Consider the following 19,032-nt stretch of genomic DNA (forward strand, 5'->3'; position numbering starts at 1 on the left):
TTAAGTTGAGCACTGAAAGTGCCGTGGGGGTTCAAAGGGTTTTACCAGGTACGTTGCTTCAGATAGCCAGTTCGACGGGCCAGGTGTCGGACAGTCGATAACCGCCCGGCCAAGGATCGCTTGGGTCGAGTAGATGCTGGTGGGTGCCGGTGATCCAGGCGCGCCCGGACAGACACGGGATGATGGCCGGGCGTCCGGCGATTTCGCTGGTGCTGTCGATCCGGCAACGAAATTCGGAACCGATGATCGAGCGCCCGATAAACACCTCACCCACTGCCAGTTGGCCTTTGGCGTGCAACACCGCCATGCGCGCCGAGCAACCGGTGCCACAGGGCGAACGATCGATCTTGCCGGGGCGGATCACTACTGCATTGGCGGCGCTGGCCACGCCGTTAGCGCGGTCGAGCGGCGCGGCAATCTGGCAGAACGAAATGTGTTTCCAGTCAGGGTTCAGCGGGTGCACGAAACCCAATTGTTCATTGGCTGCCTGAGTGATCTTCAGGCCGGTAGCCACCAGGTCCGCAGCTTCATCGGCGGTCAACGAAAAACCCAGACGCTGGGCGTCGACGATCGCAAAACTGTCGCCGCCATAGGCGGTATCGACCGGCAGCGAACCGAGGCCTTCGACTTCGATCCAGGCATCGAGCTTGTCGGCAAACGACACCACATTCCGCACCTCGACCCGCTCGGCCTTGCCATTGCGACAGTGGGCGGTCACCTCGATCAAGCCGCCGGGGGCTTCGAGCACCAGACGGGTCAGCGGTTCAGTCATCGGCAAAATGCCGCTGTCGAGCAGCACCGTGGCCACACACAGCGAGTTGGAGCCGGACATCGGCGGTGTGTCGGCCGGTTCCATGATGATCCACGCCATATCGGCGAGCGGATTCTTGGCCGGCACCAGCAGATTGACGTGGCGAAACACTCCGCCGCGTGGTTCGTTCAGCACGAAGTTGCGCAGGGTCTGGTCCTCGGCAATCCAGCGCGATTGTTCCCACAGGGTCGCGCCGGGTGGTGGCGCGACACCGCCGACGATAACGTCACCGACTTCACCTTCGGCGTGGCAACTCACCACGTGAATGATCTTGCTCGAACGCATGATTGTCTCCTGAGGCCTGTCTGTGGGTTACAACACCGATTTCAGGAAGTCGGCGGTTTCCGCGCGTTGCGGCTGGCCGATCACCTGGTCCGGTGAGCCGATTTCATGGATCTTGCCGTCGCGAAAGAACGCCACCCGATCCGACACATCCCGGGCGAAGCGGATTTCGTGAGTCACCAGCACCATGGTCATGCCTTCCTCGGCGAGCAGACGCATGGTGTCCAGCACTTCGCCCACCAGTTGCGGGTCGAGGGCCGAGGTGGCCTCGTCGAACAGCATGTAGTCCGGCGACATGGCCAGGGCCCGGGCAATCGCCATGCGTTGTTGCTGACCGCCGGAAAGCTTGCTCGGAAACACCTTGAGCTTGTCGCCGAGGCCCACGTGGGTCAGTTGGCGCACGGCGATTTCTTCCGCTTCCTGACGGCTTTTACCGAGCACCTTGCGCGGGGCGAGCATCACGTTCTCCATCACCGTGAGGTGCGGGAAGGCGTTCCATTGCTGGAACACGATGCCGATTTTCTGCCGCAGCTTGTTCAGGTCGGTGCCGTTGGCATGCACCGGCGTGCCGTCGACGCGGATCTGCCCACCCTGAATGGCCTCCAGGCCATTGATGCACATCAGCAAAGTCGATTTGCCCGAGCCCGAGCCGCCGATGATCGACACCACTTCGCCTTTGTTCACGGTCAGGTCGACGCCCTTGACGACCTCCAGGTTGCCAAAGGATTTACGAACGTTCTCGATCTCAATCATTTTCCTGCCACCTCTGTTCGAGCCGCGCACCCAGACGAGCGATCACCAGGCTCATGACGTAGTAGATAAGGCCGGCCAGGGCCAGGACGAACAACGGTTCCTGGAGCCGGGTGACAATGGTTTGCGAGGCGCGCAGCAGTTCGACAATGCCGATCCAGAGCACCAGCGAGGTGTCTTTCATGACCGCCAGCGTCAGGTTGATCCAGCCCGGAAACGCCACCCGCGTGGCCATCGGCAGGACGATGTGCAGCAAGTCCTGGCGGTGACTCAGGCCCAGCGAGCGGGCGGCCCGCCGTGTGCTCAACGGCACCGACAGCACGCCGCCGCGGACGATTTCTGCGCAGTAAGCGGTGGAGTAAGCGCCGAGGATCACGCAGGCCACGGTGAAGGCGCTCCAGTTCAGGCCGACGATCGACTTGAACGAGTTGAGCAGCACAAACTGAATCAGCAGTGGCACGCTGCGAAACACGTCCAGCACCCAGGCCAGCGGCAGGCTCAAACGTGGCAGCAAGGCCCGAGTCAGGCCGCACGCGACACCCAGCAAGGTACCGATCAACATCGCCCAGAACGTCAGCAACAACGTGGTGCCGGCGCCTTGCAGCAGGTAGAGGAAGTCGCCCGAGGTAAAACTTGAGGTGTACATGCAGGCCTCCTAGTACCGGAACAAACGCCAGGCCAGCAGGCGGGCGATCAACACCACCAGCTTGGCCAGGACGAAGTAGAGAACGGCGGCGATGGCGAAGAATTCGAAGGTGCGAAAGGTCTTCACGTTCAGTGCCTGGGTTACGCCGGTGAGGTCGCTGGTCAGACCGACCACCACCCCCAGGGATGTCATCAGCAAGGCCCAGACCATTTGATTGGTCAGCGGGTAAAACACCACGCGCAGCAATTGCGGCATGACCACCAGCCGATAGGCCTGTGGTGCGCTCATGCCCAGCGAGCGGGCCGCGCGCAATTGGGTGTCAGGCACGGCGTTGAGGCCGCCGCGAAAGGTCTCGGCCAGATAGCCGGCGTTGTTGAAGGTGATGCCGATCAGCAACGCCAGCCATGAGCCCATATGAATGCCAAAGGCACCGAGGCCGAAGTACAGGATATACACCTGAAACAGTGCCGGCGTGTTGCGGGCAATCGACACCCAGCTGGCGGCAATCGCCTGGAACAGGCGCTTGTCGGATTGCTGGCCGAGGGCGAGGAACATCGCGATCAGGGTGCCGGCGAGCATCGACAGCACCGCGATTTCCAGGGTGACCCGGGCGCCGTCGAGCATGTCCGGCAACGCCTGGAAGGCGGCGCGCCAATGGAAGGTGTAGTCGAACATCAAAGGAGTTCCTTGGTTTTCAACTGGTTTGGGTCCTGTGGGGCCGGGCTTGTCCTGAATATCTGTCAGTTAAACGCAGAACCTGTGGCGAGGGAGCTTGCTCCCGCTGGGCCGCGAAGCGGCCCTGAAACCTGCCATCTCGTTCTGCCAGACACACCGCATGCGCCGGTTTACGACTGCTTCGCAGCCGAGCGGGAGCAAGCTCCCTCGCCACGGGACATGTATCTGACGTGCGTTCAGCTGACTGACATTCAGGGCAAGCCCACTCCCACAGGTATTCGGTCCTTAGCGATACACGCCGCTGGCCGTCAGCTGTGGCGCGGTGCCGCCGACCCATTGTGCGAACAACTCCTGATACCGCCCGGAGCGCACCTGATGATTGACGAACAGGTTGAGGTAGTTGATCAGGCCGAACTCATTGCGCTTGGCGCCCAGAGACACGTAGTCGATGTCATAAGGCGCGGTGCCGGCGACGCTGAGGTTTTTGTACTTGCCGGATTTGATCAGTGACGAGGCGACCGTCGAGGTCACGGTGGTCGCGTCGATTTGCCCCTGGCTCAGCGCAAGTACGGCATCAGCCAGCGACTGGTAGGCATGGAAAGCGCCTTTGGAATCGCCCCATTTCTTCACATCGTTTTCCAGCGCAATGGCTTCAAAGGTGCCGGCCGGGCCACCGACCGAGTGGCCCTTGAGGTCGGCGTACGCTTTGATCCCGGCGTCGTTGCGGGTCAACACCACCATCTGGAAGGCGAAGTAGGGAATGGTCATGCCCACGGTCTTGGCCCGCTCCAGGGTGTCGGAGGTGGAGGCGACGATCACGTCTGCGCGGCCGGACACCAGCGCCGGAATCCGGTCCGGAAACGGGGTTTCAACAATCTCGGCTTTGACCCCGAGGGTTTTTGCCAGGTCATTGCAGTAGTCAACGTCGAAGCCCGCCGGGGTGTTCTTCTCGTCGCGAAAACCCATGGGCGGGAAGTCCAGGGTGACCGCGCAACGCAGACTGCCGGATTCGATGATGTCGTCGAGTTTGTCGGCCTGAGCCTGGGCAATGAACGCGCTGCTCAGCAGGGCGGTGATGAAGACGGCGGATGCAGGATTTTTCATAAGGGGCCTCGTTGTCGGATGGTGTCGAGCAGTGGGCAGTTCTTATCAAATGAGTATTTGGAATTTCGTATACGATATTTGATATGCACTGGGTGTGCCAAAAATCCGGAGTTCACACCGGGTTAAACCCTCGACGGGCTACGAGGCCCGAATCAGACGCCAGCAGTCAGCGGTGCAAACTTCAGCCAGGGAAATACGCCGCGAGGACGAACACCCTGAAGGCGGGCGACGTGTCACAAAAGGGAGCAGGGTTAGGCGGGGTGCTCAGTAACGGGTAACAGTCAGCGATGGTTATCGCGGTACTGCGAAGGGGACACACCGGTGAGTGCCTTGAATTGACGGCTGAACGCGCTGTGGTCGGTGTAACCGCAGCGCAGGGCGATCTCGGTGATCGGCAACTCGCCCGCCAGCAGTTGCGTGGCGGCGCCCAGTCGCGCCTTGTGAATCATCTGGCGTGGCGTCAGCTGGAAGATCCGCTTGCACAGGCGCTCCAGTTGCGCCACGGAAAAACCGCTCAGGGCGGTCAGCTCACTCAGCGCGATGTGTTGCGCATAGTGTTCGCGGATATGCCCGTCGACCGCCGCGAGTTTTTCGTAAGCCGGATGACTGGACTGGGGCGCGAGCAGGTCGTAGGAAATCCCCGCCATGCCAATGATGCTGCCCTGTGCGTCACGCAGCGCCAGTTTGTGGGTCAGGCACCAACCCGGTTCGCGGCCAGGGTAAAGGTGCAGCTCAAGCTGATCGCTCAACGGGCTGCCGTCACTCAGCACCCGCAGGTCCTGCTCGGTGTAATGCGGGCCGAAGCGCGACGGAAACACCTGTTCAGCGGTCTTGCCCAGTAACGCATTGGGGTCTTTGGCGCCACAGCGTTGGGCCAGGGTCTGGTTGATCAGCATGTAGCGGGCGGCGGTGTCCTTGATGAAGAACACCACGCCGGGCATGGCATCGAGCAACGGAGTGATCAGTTGCAAACTGCCCAGCAGCTCGGGCAGGTCGCGGGGGCAGGGCAGTGACAGGGGGAACGTCATCCGGTGGCGACCCGCAGGGAGGAGAGCCTTACTCTACGGTGACGGACGCGGGATTGGGAAGCTCGGCAAGCTGCAACAGCGTATCGATGCGCGTCGGGGAAAACGGCGGACGTGGCGCCGGTTGTGGCCAGTCGAACAGGTAGCGCGTCGCCGCACCGCAGATCCGCCCCTGACAGGCACCCATGCCACAACGGGTGTGCAGTTTGGCCTGGTTCCAGCCGGTGCAGGCCTTGAGCGCTGACAACGCCACGTCTTCGCAACGGCAAATCAGTGTGTTGGGTGTGGCCAGCTGTTTCAGTTCATCGCGCAAGGCAAAGCTGCGCCGCAACTGATCGGCGAACGCTTGCCAGCGTTGCCGTTGCGGCCAGAGTGCGCAGGCTTGCTGTACTTCACCGACAGCCATCCACCCTGCGATGGCACCTTCAACCAGTGCCAGTTCACTGCCGCCGAAACCTGTGCATTCGCCCGCTGCATAGTGTCCGTTCAGGCTACTGAGCTGGTACGCGTCGACGGCGATGGCGTCGTTCTTCAATTCACAACCGAGCGCTTGGGCCAGCTGGGTATTGGGGATCAGTCCGAAGCCGCAGGCCAGTCGCTCACAGGGGATGTCGACGGTCCTGCCCTGACGTTTCAGGCGTACGCCTTGCAGGTGGCTGTCGCCATAGGCTTCGAGGACATGGCTGTCGCTGCGGTAATGCCGATCAAACAACTGGAAAGCTTGCAGCCACTTGTCTGGCCACCGTGGCAGTTGCAGGGCAAACCCGGCGACGGCACTCAGTGGCGCTTGTTCGGCGATTAGCAGTACCTGGGCGCCAGCCTTTTTCGCGGTGGCGGCGCTGGCCAGCAGCAGTGGACCACTGCCGGCAATCACCAGCCGCTCACCGGCCACTGGCATACCGCCCTTGATCAGCGCTTGCAGCCCGCCTGCGCCGGTGACACCGGGCAAGGTCCAGCCGGGAAACGGCAGCAGCAATTCACGGGCGCCGGTGCACAGAATCAGTTGCTCGTACTCGATGCTCCAGCCCCGCTCGGGGTTTTCCAGCAACAGTTTCCTCGGCCCGGCCAGCGCCACCACCCGTGTCGAGTTGAACACCTGTACGTTGCTCGCGGCCGCGAGTTTCTGCCGGTGAGTCCGGGCAATGTTCGGCAGGTGTGCGTTAACGCCATCGCGCCAGATTTGCCCACCGGGTGCCGGGTTGTCATCGATGACGGCGATGCATGCGGTGCTCGGTGCGGCCGCCAAGGCTGCCGCCATGCCCGCTGGCCCCGCGCCGATAATCAGCAGATCGACTTTCATGGCCGGGTCTCTACGCACATACCTGCGCGGCACGCCGTCTGGCAAGCGAGACGGCGTTGGCCGTCGATACTCACCCGACATTCCTGGCAAACCCCCATCCCGCAAAAAGGCGCCCGGCGCTGACCGCTGACCGAGGTCCGACTGCTGCCGTCGCCTGCCAGGTACAGCAACGCGGCCACCGTCGTGCCGGTGTCGACCGATACCTTGCGGCCGTCGAGATTCACTTCAATCATGCGCGTAACCCTTGTGCGGTGGACAGGAAACGCCCTGGCAGATAAGGCGTCGGGTCGATGGCCGGAGTGGTTTTGCACAGCTGTGCGGCCAGCAACTGCGCGCTGCCGGGCGCCGTGGTCACGCCCAGTCCCTCATGCCCGACGGCCAGCCACAAACCCGCTTGCTGCGGATGTTCACCGAGCAGCGGCAAGCCATCAGGCGTGGCGGCACGCAGGCCGGTCCAGCTGCGGATGGCGTTCATCCCGGCCAGCGCCGGCAAATAGTCGATTGCCCGGCGCAGCATGCGCGCCAACACGGCGGGTTCGACGCTCAGGTCAGTGGTGTCGAACTGGCGCGATGAGCCGAGAAAAATTTGCCCGGTCGGCCGTGGTTGGGCATTGAACGCAACCGAGGTGCCTTCGCTGGCATGAGCGCTGGTGACATAGTCCAGCTCGACCAACTGGTGATCGATCTTGCCGGGGTAACGATCGGTGATCAGCAGATGGCCTTTCTTTGGGCGAATCGGCAGGTCGGGGCACAGCTCGGTGGCGTGAATGCCGTTGGCCAGCACCACCGCTTCGGCGCGCAACCGCTCGCCAGAAGCCAACCGCAGCTGATTGCCGTCGACCTGCGTGACTTCAACCGTGCGCCGAGTGATCCGCCCCGCGCTTTGATTGAGCAGCCAATGAGCGGCGTTCGGCGCGTAGAGAATGCCGTCGCCGCTGACCTTCAGTGCGCCGCTCATTCCGGGGCGCAGCATAGGTTCGGCCGCGTACAGTGCGCGCGAGTCGAGCATTTCGCAGGCAATGCCCTGGGCCTTGAGCGTCTGACGTTTGTGCTCGGCACCGGCCATTTCCTCGTCATTGGCGGCCAGCCACAGCGTGCCGCAATTGCGGTAGGCGCAATCGGGATCCAGGCGCGGAGCCCATTGCCGCCAGAGCTCGATGGAGTATTGGCTCAGCGCCAGTTCCGCCGGGTTGTCATCCATTGCCACCAAGTGGCCCATACCGACCGCCGTGGCGCCGCCGCGCTGGCTGTCGAGCACCAGCACGTCGAGCCCGCGTTGTGCCAGTTCATGGGCACAGGCACTGCCGACAATGCCGGCACCGATGACAATGACATCGGCATTCATGAACCAATGCCCCACACGAACGGGTCGTCTTCCTCCAAGAGCAATTGGCTCTCGCCACTCATGTGGGCGCGACCGCGAATGGTCGGGATGATGTGTTGCTCGTCGAGCCGCTCGTAGCTGGCTTCGAACTGGCTGCCGATCACACTGGCCTGGCGCCAGATTTCACCGGGCTGCAATTTAGCGTCCGCTGCCAGGCACGCCAGCTTGGCGCTGGTGCCGGTGCCGCAAGGGGAGCGGTCGTAGGCTTTGCCGGGGCACAGGACAAAGTTGCGACTGTCGGCCAGCGGGTCGTCGGCGAACAGTTCGATGTGATCGATTTCGCCGCCGTCTTCGCCGCGAATGCCCTGGTTCTCCAGCGCCTCGCGGACCGCCCAGGTGTAAGCGGTCAGGGCTTCGAGGTTGTCGCTGGCGATGCGCTGACCGTGTTCGGCTATCAGGAAAAACCAATTGCCGCCCCAGGCGATGTCACCGCTGACCGCGCCGTAACCCGGCAGTGTCAGTTGCACCGCCTTGCGGTAGCGATAGGCCGGGACGTTGCGCACGCTGACCGAGCGATCTTCGTGCAGGGTCGCTTCGACGGTGCCGACCGGGGTTTCGATCCGGTGCACGCCGGGCTCGATGCGTTTGAGGTACGCCAGCGAGGCCACCAGGCCAATAGTGCCGTGACCGCACATGCCGAGGTAGCCGCTGTTGTTGAAGAAAATAACCCCGGCACAGGCGCTGGGATCTTGCGGCTCGCAGAGCAGGGCGCCGACCAGCACATCGTTGCCGCGTGGCTCAAGCACCGTGGCGGCGCGCCAGTGGTCGTGCTCCTCGGCCAGCAGGCGCTTGCGCTCGGCCATGGAGCCTGCGCCCAAGTCCGGAAAACCGGCGATGACCAGGCGTGTCGGTTCACCGCCGGTGTGGGAGTCGAGGACGTGGATACGTTTCATGAAGGGCGCCACCTTGCACAGGAAATGTCTGTGCAAGACTGGCGTTTGAGGCGCGCAATGGCTTGAGGGATTTAATCGCTACCGATGACGAAATCGGCACAATCGATCAGATCCGCCCGGGGGCGTTCGGCAGGTGTTCATAGAGCGTGCGGCACACGCCAATGATGTGCTGTTCGATCAGTTCGGCGGCTTTGTCGGCGTCGCCGGCCCGGCAGGCGGCGAGAATGTCGCGGTGTTCGTGGTCTGCGCGGTCCTTGCCTTCGGAAAAACTCATCTGCATGCGCAGGTAGCGTTCGACCTTGTCGTGAATCGAGCGAATCAGGTTGAGCAGGAACGGTCGCTGCGCCGGTTCGTACAGGCAGGCGTGCAGGGCCCAGTTCAATTCGGCCCAGCGGCCGATGTTGTTTTCGTCGATGAACTCGGCACAAATACTTTCGGCGCGAGCGAACGTGGCTTCGGTCATGTTCGGCACTGCCAGGCGAATCGCCTGGACTTCCAGCAGCACTCGGACTTCAAAGATCTGCGCCAGTTCGGGCTCGGAAATCTTCGTCACCACCGCGCCCTTGTTGCGCTGAAATTGCACCAGGCCTTCCGCTTCAAGGCGTTTGAGCGCCTCGCGCACGGGAATCTTGCTGACATTGAACAGGCGGGCGATGTCGTCCTGACGGATTGGTTCGTCTTCGGCAAAATGACCGCCGATGATGGCCTCGCGCAGGTGCTTGGCGATGACTTCCGAAGCTGAAGGCGCAATCCCCAGATTTGGGGCGTTGAAGCTGGGTAGAGGCACGTGAATGAGTCCCGGCAGGCGTGATAGCGAATATTGTATACGAGCGCGTCAGGGCGCCAAGCGCTTTTCCGAGTGAGCGCTGGTCGTTGAGGCTTGGGTCGAGGCAGGGGTAAACTGCCCGCCCCGTGAAATGTCTGCGAGCTGGAGTCGGCAATGCGTAAAGATAAGAAACAGGTGATTGGTGACGAGATCGGCGATGCACAGATCAAATTGTTCCTCGATTTCGAACCGATCGATGCCACTTCGCCGTCCCTGCACAAGCTGATCAAGGCTTACCGCGGCCTGCGTATCGATGATTTCGAGCGTTTTCTGGTGTTCTTTGTCGAGGCAGGCCTGGACCTGGACGGCAAGGATGAGCACGGCAAGGACTTCATCGCCCTGATCCAGGATCAGCGCAATGCCGCTGACTACATCGAGCTGATCAACAAGGCTCGCGGCTGATACTACTTTTCAAACAGTATAAAAAAACGCCCCGCTCTCAATGAGGACGGGGCGTTTTCTTTTTTGGGGGAAGGGGGCGAGCATCAAGCGAAGCTTGGGGTCTCGCTGCTTTCTTCAACCAGTTCCAGCGCGACGTTGTTCTGCGCGTTGATCTTGCGATACAGCGCAGCGTCGGTTTCCAGGACCTTTTCCCGAGCCGGGAAGATCTCCGCCAGCTTGGCAGCCCATTCACCGGTGGCTTTGTTCGGGAAGCACTTTTCGATCAGCTCAAGCATGATCGACACGGTGACCGAAGCACCCGGCGAGGCGCCGAGCAGTGCAGCAAGGGAACCGTCCTTGGCGGCAACCAGTTCGGTACCGAACTGCAGGATGCCGCCTTTTTTCGGGTCTTTCTTGATGATCTGCACGCGCTGGCCAGCGACTTCCAGACGCCAGTCTTCGGCCTTGGCTTGCGGGTAGAAGCGGCGCAGCGACTCCAGGCGTTGCTCCATCGACTGCATCACTTCGCTGACCAGGTACTTGGTCAGGTCCATGTTGTTTTTGGCCACGGCCAGCATCGGGCCGATGTTGCCGGCGCGAACCGACATCGGCAGGTCCATGAACGATCCGTGCTTGAGGAACTTGGTGGTGAAACCGGCATAAGGTCCGAACAGCAGGGACTTCTTGCCATCGACGACACGGGTGTCCAGGTGCGGCACCGACATCGGTGGCGAACCCACTGCCGCCTGGCTGTAGACCTTGGCCTGGTGGTGTTTGACCACTTCCGGATTGTCGCAACGCAGCCATTGGCCGCTGATCGGGAAACCGCCGAAACCATTGCTTTCTTCGATGCCTGACGCCTGCAACAACGGCAATGCCGCGCCGCCAGCACCCAGGAACACGAATTTGGCATCGACGTCACGGCTGTTGCCGCTGTTGACGTCCTTGATGCTGACGGTCCAGCCGTTGCCGTTACGCTTGAGACCGGTCACGCGCTTGCAGTACTTGACCTGGGCATCGGGTGCGCTGGTCAGGTGCTTGAGCAGTTGATTGGTCAGGGCGCCGAAGTTGACGTCGGTGCCGTTCATCACGCGGGTCGCGGCGATGACTTCGTCGGCCGGACGACCAGGCATCATCAATGGCATCCAGTCGGCCATTTTTGCCTTGTCTTCGGTGTATTCCATGTCGGCGAAGGCGTGGTGCTTGCTCAGCACCTTGAAACGTTCCTTGAGGAACGAAACGCCAGCGTCACCTTGCACGAAGCTCAGGTGCGGAACCGGGCTGATGAAGGATTTCGACGAGCCGAAGGTGCCTTTTCGGGTCAGGTAGGACCAGAACTGCTTCGACACCTCGAACTGGGTGTTGATGTGCACGGCTTTCTTGATGTCGACGCTGCCGTCAGCGGCCTGTGGCGTGTAGTTCAGCTCACACAGCCCGGCGTGGCCGGTACCGGCGTTGTTCCACGGGTTGGAACTCTCCGCGGCACCGGAATCCATCAGCTCGACGACTTCCAGCTTGATCGCGGGGTCGAGCTCTTTGAGCAATACAGCCAGGGTGGCACTCATGATGCCGGCCCCAACCAGTACTACGTCGACTGCTTCGTTATGCGCCATTTAACGCGTCTCCAAAATCTGCAGCACCAAATTGTCGGCATAGCTGCCAGGAGTTACGGGGCATGTTCTGTAGAGCCCCGGGTCACCCATGGCCAGGATCGCCATGTCCGAATCTTCGCAATTTTTCGCAACTTCGACAGACGCTACCTACCGGGCTCAGGGTTCCTATGAACTCACTTCAGCGCGCGGGAGGCAATTCGACTTATGGTCGATACGTCCGTTTGTGCAACCAAATCCGTAGTGGACAGGCTTCAGGCTCCAGTTCTTGAGGAGTACTCGGTCCTGTGTCGTTGGGCTGTTGTAGACGCTAATGGTGCATGTTCAGACGCAAAACTATTCATTTGCTCGCCACACTCTTGTGAAGTTGTGAAAACCCGTTTTTTTCACGCTCTTTTGAAGACGTGAACCTCAAAAAAGGGCTGTCCCAGCCTGGCACTGTGCCCGAATGGATTGCCGCCATGGGATTCAGGGCAGGCAAAACGGGCAAACAGCTCAGTAACCGAGCGTAATGACAGCTCTGCAGATTCGCGAAAAGTGGTGGTTTGCAGGGGAAACAGCAAGCGCGCCAGCTTCACTCGATCTGTGTGGGCGGCTCTCTGTGGGCGGTTCGGGGTGTCAATACAAGCGCATTGACGATGCTGCGAGGCCCGATCAGGAGACGTCCTTATAATCGGGGGGAGATTGTAGCGAAGAAACGCAGGGAAATGGTCGTGTTTAATGACTTTTATTAGCCGTTCGGTCAGTTGGGCTACACAGCCCGTAACGGTGCGTGAGGAATGCGCGGGCTCAGGCAGGCACTGGCTGGTGTAACCGGTGAGGCGAATTTTTGCGATTTCCACCCAGAAGTTAGCAGTACGGCATGACACTGAGGTTACCGAGTGCCCGCAAGCGCAGACTTTGCACAAGTCTTCAGGGTTGCTGGTTTGAAGCGCGTGCCCACCGCTATACTGCCGATCAGTTCGTATTTGTATCTGGAGAGTAGCGCATGTTGCAACGCCTGTTGTTCGGTTTGATCACTGTGACCAGTTTGACCCTGGTTGGCTGCGCCAACAGCCCGCAACAACTAGCCCCTGAACCCAAGCTCACGACGCAGCTTGCGCCGATCGGGCATGGTCAGCCGGTGGTGGTGAGGGTGGTCGATGGTCGTTCGTCGCCAACCTTGGGCACTCGTGGTGGCCTGTACCCTGAAACCAGCGCAATCACGGTGCAAGGTGCGCAAATTTTGCCGAAGTTGCAGGCTCAGGCCGAAGCAGCTGTGCGTTTGTTGGGGTTCACCCCGACGCCGAATGCTTACAACGCGCCGCAGTTGACGGTGACGCTGGCGGAGCTGACGTATCAGTCGCCCAAGGAAGGCATGTATGTGACTGAGGCGACCATTGGCGCGGCTTTCCGCTCTGATGTGCAGAATGCCAACCATCGTTACAGTGGCCGTTATGCGGCGTCGCTGAATCAGCGTTTTGGTATGGCGCCGAATCAGGAAACCAACACCAAGCTGGTCAGCGATGTGTTGAGCGATGCGCTGACCCGGTTGTTCAAGGATCCGACGGTTGGTCAGATGCTCGGCGAGTAACGGTTCGCTGTATTCAAAAAACCCGGTGCCAGTGATGGCACCGGTTTTTTTTTGTACAAGCGTTGTTCAGGCCGCTTCTGAATAAAAATCCAGCATGCTCACGCCGGTCAGCAGGTCGGTTTCCGGCAGGTCGGCGTGTTGGTGACCACCTAATGCGCAGTAGACGAGCCAGTGGCGGTCCTGGACGTTGAAGGCGAGGCTGCCGACGAGGTTTTGTTGTTCATCGCTGGGGGTAATCAGGTAGAGGCGATCCTGGTTTTCTGCGTGAAGCATTACAGGCTCCGTGTCGGTTTCGAGGGGCGACAGACTGGCTTGTTAAGGTGACGTTCAGGTGACAGCGCACATTAATCAGTAAATTGCCCGTCACTGGATTGCAAAGCGCAGGGTGTAAAAAGCATCTGGCCGCTTGCGGCTGTATTCAGGCCACAGGTGCTGTTTTTTACGTGAGGGTCATGATGTCGCTGCACATGAGTTGGTCTGCTGTCAGTGCTCATCCCGGGAGCCTGATGAATTTTTTCGCTTTATTGATTGCGTTGCCCGGTGCGTGGCTGTTGCACGCGACCCGTCGCCGCGAACGGCTGGCGCTGAAGGATCTGGCGGCGCAAAGTGCGGTACGGGCGAACGATGAAACAATGCTGTTTCTCGACGCTGCGACGCTTCGGATGAACCGGTTTTTTTACCGTTTCGGCTTTGTCTGCCTGGCCTTGGCGCTACTGCTGTCGTGGATCAGCAGGCATTTTTGAGGTGCGCATCACCCATGAAAACGGCGCCCTGAGACGCCGTTTTTGTATTCAGCCCAAACCTTACAGCGGCAACCCCGCTTTGACCCGGTACTGATTGCGCACCGGTGTGGCGTATTGCAGCACCAGGAACGGCCGATGTTCCTCGGGGCAGGCATCGAGACGGCTCTGCCACTCTTGCTGGGCCTTGGCCAGTTCCTCGGCCGGGAACACCTCGGTGGCGCTCGGCACGTGCAGTTGCGGGTCGGCGTTGCTCCATTGCGCGTACGCCAGGTAGTGCACCGGGAACAACCGGTAACCGCCGAGGATCTGCCGGTCCATCTCGATGGCCAATTGCTTGGTGTCTTCGAACAGTTCGCCGATCGGTGCGGCGAAGTTCACGTGGACCCGGCCCTTGTAGCCAGTGATGCCTTTGGCGATGCTCGCATCATCCTCGCCCGGCACCTTGGTGTAGCTGCCGGTGGTGGCGCGGATGTACAGCTCGCGGGCCTTGGCCTGATCGCACGGGTCGTACTCGTAGCTGATCGACACGGGCGTCAGGTTCAGCGATTTGATGACTTCGCCAAACGGCTCGTCCTTGCGGCTCATGTGGAACATCTTCAGGATCGCCGACTCGGTACGGTCGTCACCGTCCTTGGCACGGCCTTCGGCCTGGGCGATCCAGATCGACTGGCAGTCGTTGAGGATCGAGTGATTGATGTAGGCCGACAGCAACTGATAGGCCGCCATTTTTTCGCGACGACCGTTGATGGAACGGTGCACGATAAAGCTCTTGTTCAGGCGCATCAGATCGCTGACGAAAGGCTTTTGCAGCAGGTTGTCACCAATCGCGATGCGCGGCGTCGGCAGGCCGGCGTGGTAGATCGCGTAGTTGACGAAGGCCGGGTCCATCACGATGTCGCGGTGGTTGGCCAGGAACAGATAAGCACTGCCGGACTTGAATTGTTCGACGCCGGTATAGGTCACGCCGTCGGTGGCCCGCTCGATGGTGTGGTCGACATAAAACTCGACCTTGTCTTGCAAGGTCGCAACCGAACTGATGCCGGCAAACTCACGGCGCAGCCGATAAGCTATAAGTGGTTTGAGCATCCAGCCGAAGGCACCGGCAAAACGCGGGAAGCGGAAGTGGGTGAGGATATCTAGAAACGCCTTGTCGCCCAGCAACCGTGCCAGCACTGCTGGGACTTCGCTGTCGTCGTAAGGTCGGATGGCATCGAATTCGCCCATCATGCTCTCTTGTTAGAAACGGCTAGGGTAAGTAATGGATTAGATCGATTACACACAGGGCACGGTCTGAAAAGTCAGCTCAAACAAAAATAGCCCTGCAAATAGACCGGCGATTATACGCACAAGTCACTTGGGAGACCGCGATGCTGCAAACCGAGCGCTACGAATGTCCTTATTGTGGTGAAGAGGCAGAGGCCGTTCTGGATCTGTCCGGCGGTGATCAGACCTATATCGAGGATTGTCCGGTGTGTTGTCGGCCTATTGTCTTCACACTGCAAACCGATGGTCAGGAATGGATGCTCGACGTTCGCACTGAAAACGAGTGAAGGGTGACCGCTATGCAGCGCATCTACGAACCGGAAAACCTGATGGAAGGCGAGTTGTTGCAAGGCATGCTGGCCAGTGAAGGGGTCGAGGCGCATCTGGTGGGGCGCGATCTGCTGGGTGGCGCGGGTGAATTGCCGGTGTTCGGGCTGCTGGGGTTGGCGGTGGATAACGATCAGGCGCAATACGCGCGCGAGTTGATCGCCGCGTACAATGCCGCGCTGCCGATGTCCGGCGACGAACCGGATAGCTTTCCCGGCGTCCTGGTCTGTTAGGCTGGCGTCCGTTTCCGTTCAGAGTCGTGTTGCCCCATGTGTGGACGTTTTGCCCTGTTTCGTTGGAACCCCGCGTTCGCGGCCTTGCCCGGCTTCCCGGCCGATCAGCAGGCGCAGTGGAATATTTCGCCCAATGATTCGGTGTTGATCCTGCGCGCCGAGGCGGGCCAGCGCACGCTTGCCCGTGCGCGTTGGGGCTTGACGCCGCCGTGGCTGACCGATCTGTCGAAGACCCCGGCCCATGCCCGGGCAGAGACCGTCGCCGAGCAGCCGATGTTTCGTGAGGCGTTCCGTCTGCGCCGCTGCCTGTTACCGGCCAACGGGTTCTACGAATGGCGCGGTACCACCCGCAAACGCCCCTACTGGTTGACGCCAGGCGAGGGTTCGGCACTGTTTTTTGCGGCGATCTGGGAAGCGTACCCGGTGCAGGAACAGGTGTGGCTGAGCACGGCGGTGGTGACTCAGGCGGCCTCGAATCAGCGTCGTCCGTTGATTCTCGATGCCGCAGCTCAGGACGCCTGGCTCAACCCCGAAACCCCGCTGCATACCTTGCAGGCGTTGCTCGCCCGCGAACCGGCCGCCTTGCGCGAGCGGGTGCTGGCGAACCTGGTGAATGATCCGAAACTCAATGCGCCGGAATGCCTGACCCCGGGTTGATTCGGCGCCTGTGCTGACGCTATCGCGAGCAGGCTCGCTCCCACATTGGAACTCGGTCAACTGTGGGAGCGGGCTTGCTCGCGAGGGCCTTGGGATCAGACCTTGAACTGATTGATCAACCGCCGCTGCTGCTCGGCCAGTTTGGTCAAATCGGCACTGGCCGCGCTCGACTCATCCGCGCCGCCCGCCACTTCATTGGCCACCTGGCCGATATTGATCACGTTGCGGTTGATGTCATCGGCTACCGCACTTTGCTCTTCGGCGGCGCTGGCGATCTGGGTGTTCATGTCGTTGATCACCGATACTGCCTGAGTGATGGTCTCCAGCGCCTGCGCCGCCTTGGCCGCGTGCTGCACGCTTTCGTCGGTTTTGGTCTGGCTGTCTTCCATCACCCGCACCACATCACGCGTGCCTTGCTGCAACTGCTGAATCATCGTCTGGATTTCTTCAGTCGCTTGCTGGGTTTTCTGCGCCAGGTTGCGTACTTCATCGGCCACCACCGCAAAGCCGCGACCTTGCTCACCGGCCCGTGCGGCCTCAATGGCGGCGTTCAAGGCCAGCAAGTTGGTCTGCTCGGCAATCCCGCGAATAGCGATCAGGATCGCATTGATGTTTTCGCTGTCCTTGGCCAGGGTTTGCACCACGCCGACCGCTTTGCCGATTTCCACCGCGAGGACGCCAATCGAGGTCGAGGTGTCGCGCACGATCTGCATGCCTTGGGCGGCGGCCTGATCGGCATGGCTGGCGGCTTGTGCCGCCTGGGTCGCATTGCGGGCCACGTCCTGGGCGGTGGCGGTCATTTCCTGCACCGCCGTGGCAACCTGATCGATCTCGGCCATTTGCTTGTGCACGCCGAGGTTGGTGCGAATCGCGATGTCGGCGGTGTGTTCGGACGAATCGCTGACGCTCTGCACCGACGTCACCACCTGGGTGATCATCGCCTGCAACTTGGCGAGGAAGGTATTGAAACCCTTGGCGATCGAGCCGAGTTCGTCGGCGCGGTCGCTGGTCAGGCGGCGCGTCAGGTCACCTTCGCCCTGGGCGATGTCATCAAGCATCGCGACCATCTGCTTCAGCGGCCGGGCGATGCCGTGGCCCACCAGCCAGATCACCAGCAGACCCAGGCCGGCAATCACCAGACCGACCATGGCCATGCCAAAGGTGTCAGCTTTGCGCTGGGTGTTCAGATCGCCCTGGAGTTGGTGCAAATCGGCCATGACCGCGTTCAGCGGCAATTGCAGCAGCAGCGTCCAGCGCGCATCGGTCTGACCGATGCCAAATGGCAGGTACAACTCGATCCTGCCATTGGCCTTGTCGACGTTATAGGTCACTTCACCACGATTGAGTTTGCCCAGGTGGGCAACCTGGGTGGCATCAAGGATGTCGCTGACCTTTTCACCGAATTTGCTCGGGTCCTTGGTGTACGCCACCAAACGCTGGTTGCCGCCGATCAGGGCCATTTCACCGGCACCGTTGTAAAGCTTCTGGTTCGCGGCCAGGAGCATTTCCTGAATGAAGTTCACCGACAAGTCAGCGCCGACGATGCCCTGGAAGGTGCCGTTGAGCATGATCGGTTCAATAAAGGAGGCGAGCATGACGATCTTGTCGCCGACCTTGTAAGGCGCCGGGTCGATCACGCAGGATTTTTTGCTTTCCTGGGAGCACAGGTAGTACTCACTGGCGCGCACGCCGGTGGACAGCTGCGTGCGGTCGTTGACGTCCGCCAACTTGTCGATACCCAGGCTGCCGTCGTCGTTGCGAAACCACCACGGCAGGAAGCGCCCGGTGGTGGCATCGATGCCGACGGTCTTGCTGCCGACGTACGCCGCGTCATTGTGATCCAGTGCGTTCGGCTCCCAGCCGATGTAGGTGCCGAGAATCTTCGGATTCTTCGCGACGTTTTCCTTGATCAGGCTGATCAACTGCTCACGACTGAGGGTCAGTGATGGTTTGCCGTCGGCATCTTGAGCGCCAATCAAGGCATTGACCCGAACCAGTCCGCCGGCGATCAGCAGGGGCGCTTCGAGTTCGCGCTGGATCTGGCTGACCTGGGTTTGTGCCAGTGCGCGCAGACGTTGCTCGATGACTTGCTCAAATTGCGCCTGGGTCCGCTCCTGGACCATTTCCTGGGTGCGCGCGCCGGAAAACAGTGCATACAGCACCAGCGCAGCCACCACACTGAGCACGATAGCGCCGGCGAGCGCGGCGACGGAAAACTGGATCGACTTGAATTTCATAAAGGCTCCGGACGCAGGATGACGTCTGCCGAGCTGTATCGGCGCACGCGTAGCGGTCCATGAGTGGATTTTTTGCACATGACTGTTTTTGATCGGTGCAGGTCGCATAGAGACCGGTGTCGGGCCTTCAGCAGCCGAATTGCGTCGCTACAGGCAGCGATTCCGAAAGTCATGCCGCTTTACCAGCAGGCCAGGAAGTCCTGATAGTCATGCAGTGAGGCCGCTGACGCTATCGCGAGCAGGCTCGCTCCCACATTTGATCTTCAGTGGATACAAAGTCCGCGAACGATGGAGATCCAGTGTGGGAGCGAG

At 60.7% G+C, this 19,032-nt stretch carries 21 protein-coding genes and 2 pseudogenes; 7 read left to right on the top strand and 16 right to left on the bottom strand.

The window, feature by feature from the left end:
- Window positions 1–58: 58 nt before the first annotated feature.
- The 11 genes from NTD87_RS10330 to NTD87_RS10380 form a co-directional block, all read right to left on the bottom strand.
- Window positions 59–1,096 carry a trans-3-hydroxy-L-proline dehydratase gene (locus NTD87_RS10330; protein ID WP_262113713.1) on the bottom strand — a complete coding sequence of 346 codons (1,038 nt, stop codon included), beginning with the start codon at window positions 1,094–1,096 and terminating at the stop codon, window positions 59–61.
- Between the two features lie 27 nt (window positions 1,097–1,123).
- The gene (locus NTD87_RS10335) at window positions 1,124–1,846 is read right to left on the bottom strand and encodes an amino acid ABC transporter ATP-binding protein (protein WP_262113714.1); all 723 of its coding nucleotides are present in this window, start codon (window positions 1,844–1,846) and stop codon (window positions 1,124–1,126) included.
- Complete coding sequence (locus NTD87_RS10340) at window positions 1,839–2,489, bottom strand: amino acid ABC transporter permease (RefSeq protein WP_262113716.1); 651 nt, start codon at window positions 2,487–2,489, stop codon at window positions 1,839–1,841. The genes NTD87_RS10335 and NTD87_RS10340 overlap by 8 nt, the downstream gene beginning before the upstream one ends.
- 9 nt (window positions 2,490–2,498) lie before the next feature.
- The gene (locus NTD87_RS10345; protein ID WP_262113717.1) at window positions 2,499–3,164 is read right to left on the bottom strand and encodes an amino acid ABC transporter permease; all 666 of its coding nucleotides are present in this window, start codon (window positions 3,162–3,164) and stop codon (window positions 2,499–2,501) included.
- 285 nt (window positions 3,165–3,449) lie between these two features.
- The gene (locus tag NTD87_RS10350; protein ID WP_262113719.1) at window positions 3,450–4,268 is read right to left on the bottom strand and encodes a transporter substrate-binding domain-containing protein; all 819 of its coding nucleotides are present in this window, start codon (window positions 4,266–4,268) and stop codon (window positions 3,450–3,452) included.
- 281 nt (window positions 4,269–4,549) lie between these two features.
- Window positions 4,550–5,296 carry an AraC family transcriptional regulator gene (locus NTD87_RS10355; protein WP_262113720.1) on the bottom strand — a complete coding sequence of 249 codons (747 nt, stop codon included), beginning with the start codon at window positions 5,294–5,296 and terminating at the stop codon, window positions 4,550–4,552.
- Window positions 5,297–5,324: 28 nt separating this feature from the next.
- A complete protein-coding gene (locus NTD87_RS10360) occupies window positions 5,325–6,593 on the bottom strand; it encodes an FAD/NAD(P)-binding oxidoreductase (RefSeq protein ID WP_262113722.1) in 1,269 nt (422 codons plus the stop codon).
- Window positions 6,590–6,826 carry a (2Fe-2S)-binding protein gene (locus NTD87_RS10365; RefSeq protein WP_262113723.1) on the bottom strand — a complete coding sequence of 79 codons (237 nt, stop codon included), beginning with the start codon at window positions 6,824–6,826 and terminating at the stop codon, window positions 6,590–6,592. The genes NTD87_RS10360 and NTD87_RS10365 overlap by 4 nt, the downstream gene beginning before the upstream one ends.
- Window positions 6,823–7,938, bottom strand: a complete 1,116-nt coding sequence (locus NTD87_RS10370) for an NAD(P)/FAD-dependent oxidoreductase (RefSeq protein ID WP_262113725.1) — start codon at window positions 7,936–7,938, stop codon at window positions 6,823–6,825. The genes NTD87_RS10365 and NTD87_RS10370 overlap by 4 nt, the downstream gene beginning before the upstream one ends.
- Complete coding sequence (locus tag NTD87_RS10375) at window positions 7,935–8,870, bottom strand: 4-hydroxyproline epimerase (RefSeq protein ID WP_262113727.1); 936 nt, start codon at window positions 8,868–8,870, stop codon at window positions 7,935–7,937. The genes NTD87_RS10370 and NTD87_RS10375 overlap by 4 nt, the downstream gene beginning before the upstream one ends.
- Window positions 8,871–8,976: 106 nt before the next feature.
- Complete coding sequence (locus NTD87_RS10380; RefSeq protein ID WP_262113729.1) at window positions 8,977–9,657, bottom strand: GntR family transcriptional regulator; 681 nt, start codon at window positions 9,655–9,657, stop codon at window positions 8,977–8,979.
- Between the two features lie 153 nt (window positions 9,658–9,810).
- On the opposite strand from NTD87_RS10380, the gene NTD87_RS10385 reads away from it, so the two are divergent.
- Window positions 9,811–10,098: a PA4642 family protein gene (locus NTD87_RS10385; RefSeq protein ID WP_262113732.1), complete on the top strand. Its 288-nt coding sequence runs from the start codon at window positions 9,811–9,813 to the stop codon at window positions 10,096–10,098.
- Window positions 10,099–10,181: 83 nt separating this feature from the next.
- Here the strand turns inward: NTD87_RS10385 and mqo are convergent, their stop codons facing one another.
- Window positions 10,182–11,690 (bottom strand): malate dehydrogenase (quinone), encoded by a 1,509-nt coding sequence (gene mqo, locus NTD87_RS10390; RefSeq protein ID WP_262113734.1) that lies wholly within the window; start codon window positions 11,688–11,690, stop codon window positions 10,182–10,184.
- A gap of 985 nt (window positions 11,691–12,675) precedes the next feature.
- On the opposite strand from mqo, the gene NTD87_RS10395 reads away from it, so the two are divergent.
- Window positions 12,676–13,260, top strand: a complete 585-nt coding sequence (locus tag NTD87_RS10395; RefSeq protein WP_262113735.1) for a YajG family lipoprotein — start codon at window positions 12,676–12,678, stop codon at window positions 13,258–13,260.
- Window positions 13,261–13,326: 66 nt separating this feature from the next.
- Here NTD87_RS10395 and NTD87_RS10400 read toward each other — a convergent pair whose 3' ends face one another.
- Window positions 13,327–13,533: a hypothetical protein gene (locus NTD87_RS10400; RefSeq protein ID WP_262113736.1), complete on the bottom strand. Its 207-nt coding sequence runs from the start codon at window positions 13,531–13,533 to the stop codon at window positions 13,327–13,329.
- Window positions 13,534–13,715: 182 nt separating this feature from the next.
- Here NTD87_RS10400 and NTD87_RS10405 point away from each other — a divergent pair, with 182 nt between their 5' ends.
- Entirely contained in the window at window positions 13,716–14,003 is a 288-nt protein-coding gene (locus NTD87_RS10405; protein WP_262113737.1) for a hypothetical protein, read from the top strand.
- 60 nt (window positions 14,004–14,063) lie between these two features.
- Here the strand turns inward: NTD87_RS10405 and NTD87_RS10410 are convergent, their stop codons facing one another.
- Entirely contained in the window at window positions 14,064–15,227 is a 1,164-nt protein-coding gene (locus NTD87_RS10410; RefSeq protein WP_262113739.1) for a 1-acyl-sn-glycerol-3-phosphate acyltransferase, read from the bottom strand.
- 143 nt (window positions 15,228–15,370) lie between these two features.
- On the opposite strand from NTD87_RS10410, the gene NTD87_RS10415 reads away from it, so the two are divergent.
- The 3 genes from NTD87_RS10415 to NTD87_RS10425 are packed head-to-tail and all read left to right on the top strand — an operon-like array spanning window position 15,371 to window position 16,483.
- Window positions 15,371–15,553 carry a CPXCG motif-containing cysteine-rich protein gene (locus NTD87_RS10415; RefSeq protein ID WP_262113741.1) on the top strand — a complete coding sequence of 61 codons (183 nt, stop codon included), beginning with the start codon at window positions 15,371–15,373 and terminating at the stop codon, window positions 15,551–15,553.
- A gap of 12 nt (window positions 15,554–15,565) precedes the next feature.
- Window positions 15,566–15,826, top strand: coding sequence for a DUF2007 domain-containing protein (locus NTD87_RS10420; protein ID WP_262113743.1), 261 nt, complete (start codon window positions 15,566–15,568; stop codon window positions 15,824–15,826).
- 36 nt (window positions 15,827–15,862) lie between these two features.
- Window positions 15,863–16,483, top strand: a complete 621-nt coding sequence (locus NTD87_RS10425; protein WP_262113745.1) for an SOS response-associated peptidase — start codon at window positions 15,863–15,865, stop codon at window positions 16,481–16,483.
- Window positions 16,484–16,578: 95 nt separating this feature from the next.
- On the opposite strand, the gene NTD87_RS28050 is transcribed toward NTD87_RS10425, so the two are convergent.
- Complete coding sequence (locus NTD87_RS28050) at window positions 16,579–17,421, bottom strand: methyl-accepting chemotaxis protein (protein ID WP_410017482.1); 843 nt, start codon at window positions 17,419–17,421, stop codon at window positions 16,579–16,581.
- Window positions 17,422–17,433: 12 nt separating this feature from the next.
- Window positions 17,434–18,828 (bottom strand): annotated as a pseudogene (locus NTD87_RS28055) (HAMP domain-containing protein); the annotation flags it as partial.
- A gap of 21 nt (window positions 18,829–18,849) precedes the next feature.
- Between NTD87_RS28055 and NTD87_RS10435 the strand changes: the two are divergent.
- Window positions 18,850–18,924: pseudogene (locus NTD87_RS10435) on the top strand (hypothetical protein); the annotation flags it as partial.
- Between the last annotated feature and the right edge of the window lie 108 nt (window positions 18,925–19,032).

It is taken from the genome of Pseudomonas sp. 6D_7.1_Bac1, assembly GCF_025465945.1.
Taxonomy (GTDB): Bacteria; Pseudomonadota; Gammaproteobacteria; order Pseudomonadales; family Pseudomonadaceae; genus Aquipseudomonas.

Bases quoted from the DNA above. Each gene is read 5' to 3' on its own strand.
- NTD87_RS10355 (WP_262113720.1), bottom strand. From the start codon at position 5,296: ATGACGTTCCCCCTGTCACTGCCCTGCCCCCGCGACCTGCCCGAGCTG.
- NTD87_RS10345 (WP_262113717.1), bottom strand. From the start codon at position 3,164: ATGTTCGACTACACCTTCCATTGGCGCGCCGCCTTCCAGGCGTTGCCG.
- NTD87_RS10425 (WP_262113745.1), top strand. From the start codon at position 15,863: ATGTGTGGACGTTTTGCCCTGTTTCGTTGGAACCCCGCGTTCGCGGCC.
- NTD87_RS10360 (WP_262113722.1), bottom strand. From the start codon at position 6,593: ATGAAAGTCGATCTGCTGATTATCGGCGCGGGGCCAGCGGGCATGGCG.
- NTD87_RS10415 (WP_262113741.1), top strand. From the start codon at position 15,371: ATGCTGCAAACCGAGCGCTACGAATGTCCTTATTGTGGTGAAGAGGCA.
- NTD87_RS10350 (WP_262113719.1), bottom strand. From the start codon at position 4,268: ATGAAAAATCCTGCATCCGCCGTCTTCATCACCGCCCTGCTGAGCAGC.
- NTD87_RS10370 (WP_262113725.1), bottom strand. From the start codon at position 7,938: ATGAATGCCGATGTCATTGTCATCGGTGCCGGCATTGTCGGCAGTGCC.
- NTD87_RS10410 (WP_262113739.1), bottom strand. From the start codon at position 15,227: ATGGGCGAATTCGATGCCATCCGACCTTACGACGACAGCGAAGTCCCA.
- NTD87_RS10400 (WP_262113736.1), bottom strand. From the start codon at position 13,533: ATGCTTCACGCAGAAAACCAGGATCGCCTCTACCTGATTACCCCCAGC.
- mqo (WP_262113734.1), bottom strand. From the start codon at position 11,690: ATGGCGCATAACGAAGCAGTCGACGTAGTACTGGTTGGGGCCGGCATC.
- NTD87_RS10405 (WP_262113737.1), top strand. From the start codon at position 13,716: ATGTCGCTGCACATGAGTTGGTCTGCTGTCAGTGCTCATCCCGGGAGC.
- NTD87_RS10340 (WP_262113716.1), bottom strand. From the start codon at position 2,489: ATGTACACCTCAAGTTTTACCTCGGGCGACTTCCTCTACCTGCTGCAA.
- NTD87_RS28050 (WP_410017482.1), bottom strand. From the start codon at position 17,421: ATGATCACCCAGGTGGTGACGTCGGTGCAGAGCGTCAGCGATTCGTCC.
- NTD87_RS10365 (WP_262113723.1), bottom strand. From the start codon at position 6,826: ATGATTGAAGTGAATCTCGACGGCCGCAAGGTATCGGTCGACACCGGC.
- NTD87_RS10375 (WP_262113727.1), bottom strand. From the start codon at position 8,870: ATGAAACGTATCCACGTCCTCGACTCCCACACCGGCGGTGAACCGACA.
- NTD87_RS10420 (WP_262113743.1), top strand. From the start codon at position 15,566: ATGCAGCGCATCTACGAACCGGAAAACCTGATGGAAGGCGAGTTGTTG.
- NTD87_RS10335 (WP_262113714.1), bottom strand. From the start codon at position 1,846: ATGATTGAGATCGAGAACGTTCGTAAATCCTTTGGCAACCTGGAGGTC.
- NTD87_RS10395 (WP_262113735.1), top strand. From the start codon at position 12,676: ATGTTGCAACGCCTGTTGTTCGGTTTGATCACTGTGACCAGTTTGACC.
- NTD87_RS10385 (WP_262113732.1), top strand. From the start codon at position 9,811: ATGCGTAAAGATAAGAAACAGGTGATTGGTGACGAGATCGGCGATGCA.
- NTD87_RS10330 (WP_262113713.1), bottom strand. From the start codon at position 1,096: ATGCGTTCGAGCAAGATCATTCACGTGGTGAGTTGCCACGCCGAAGGT.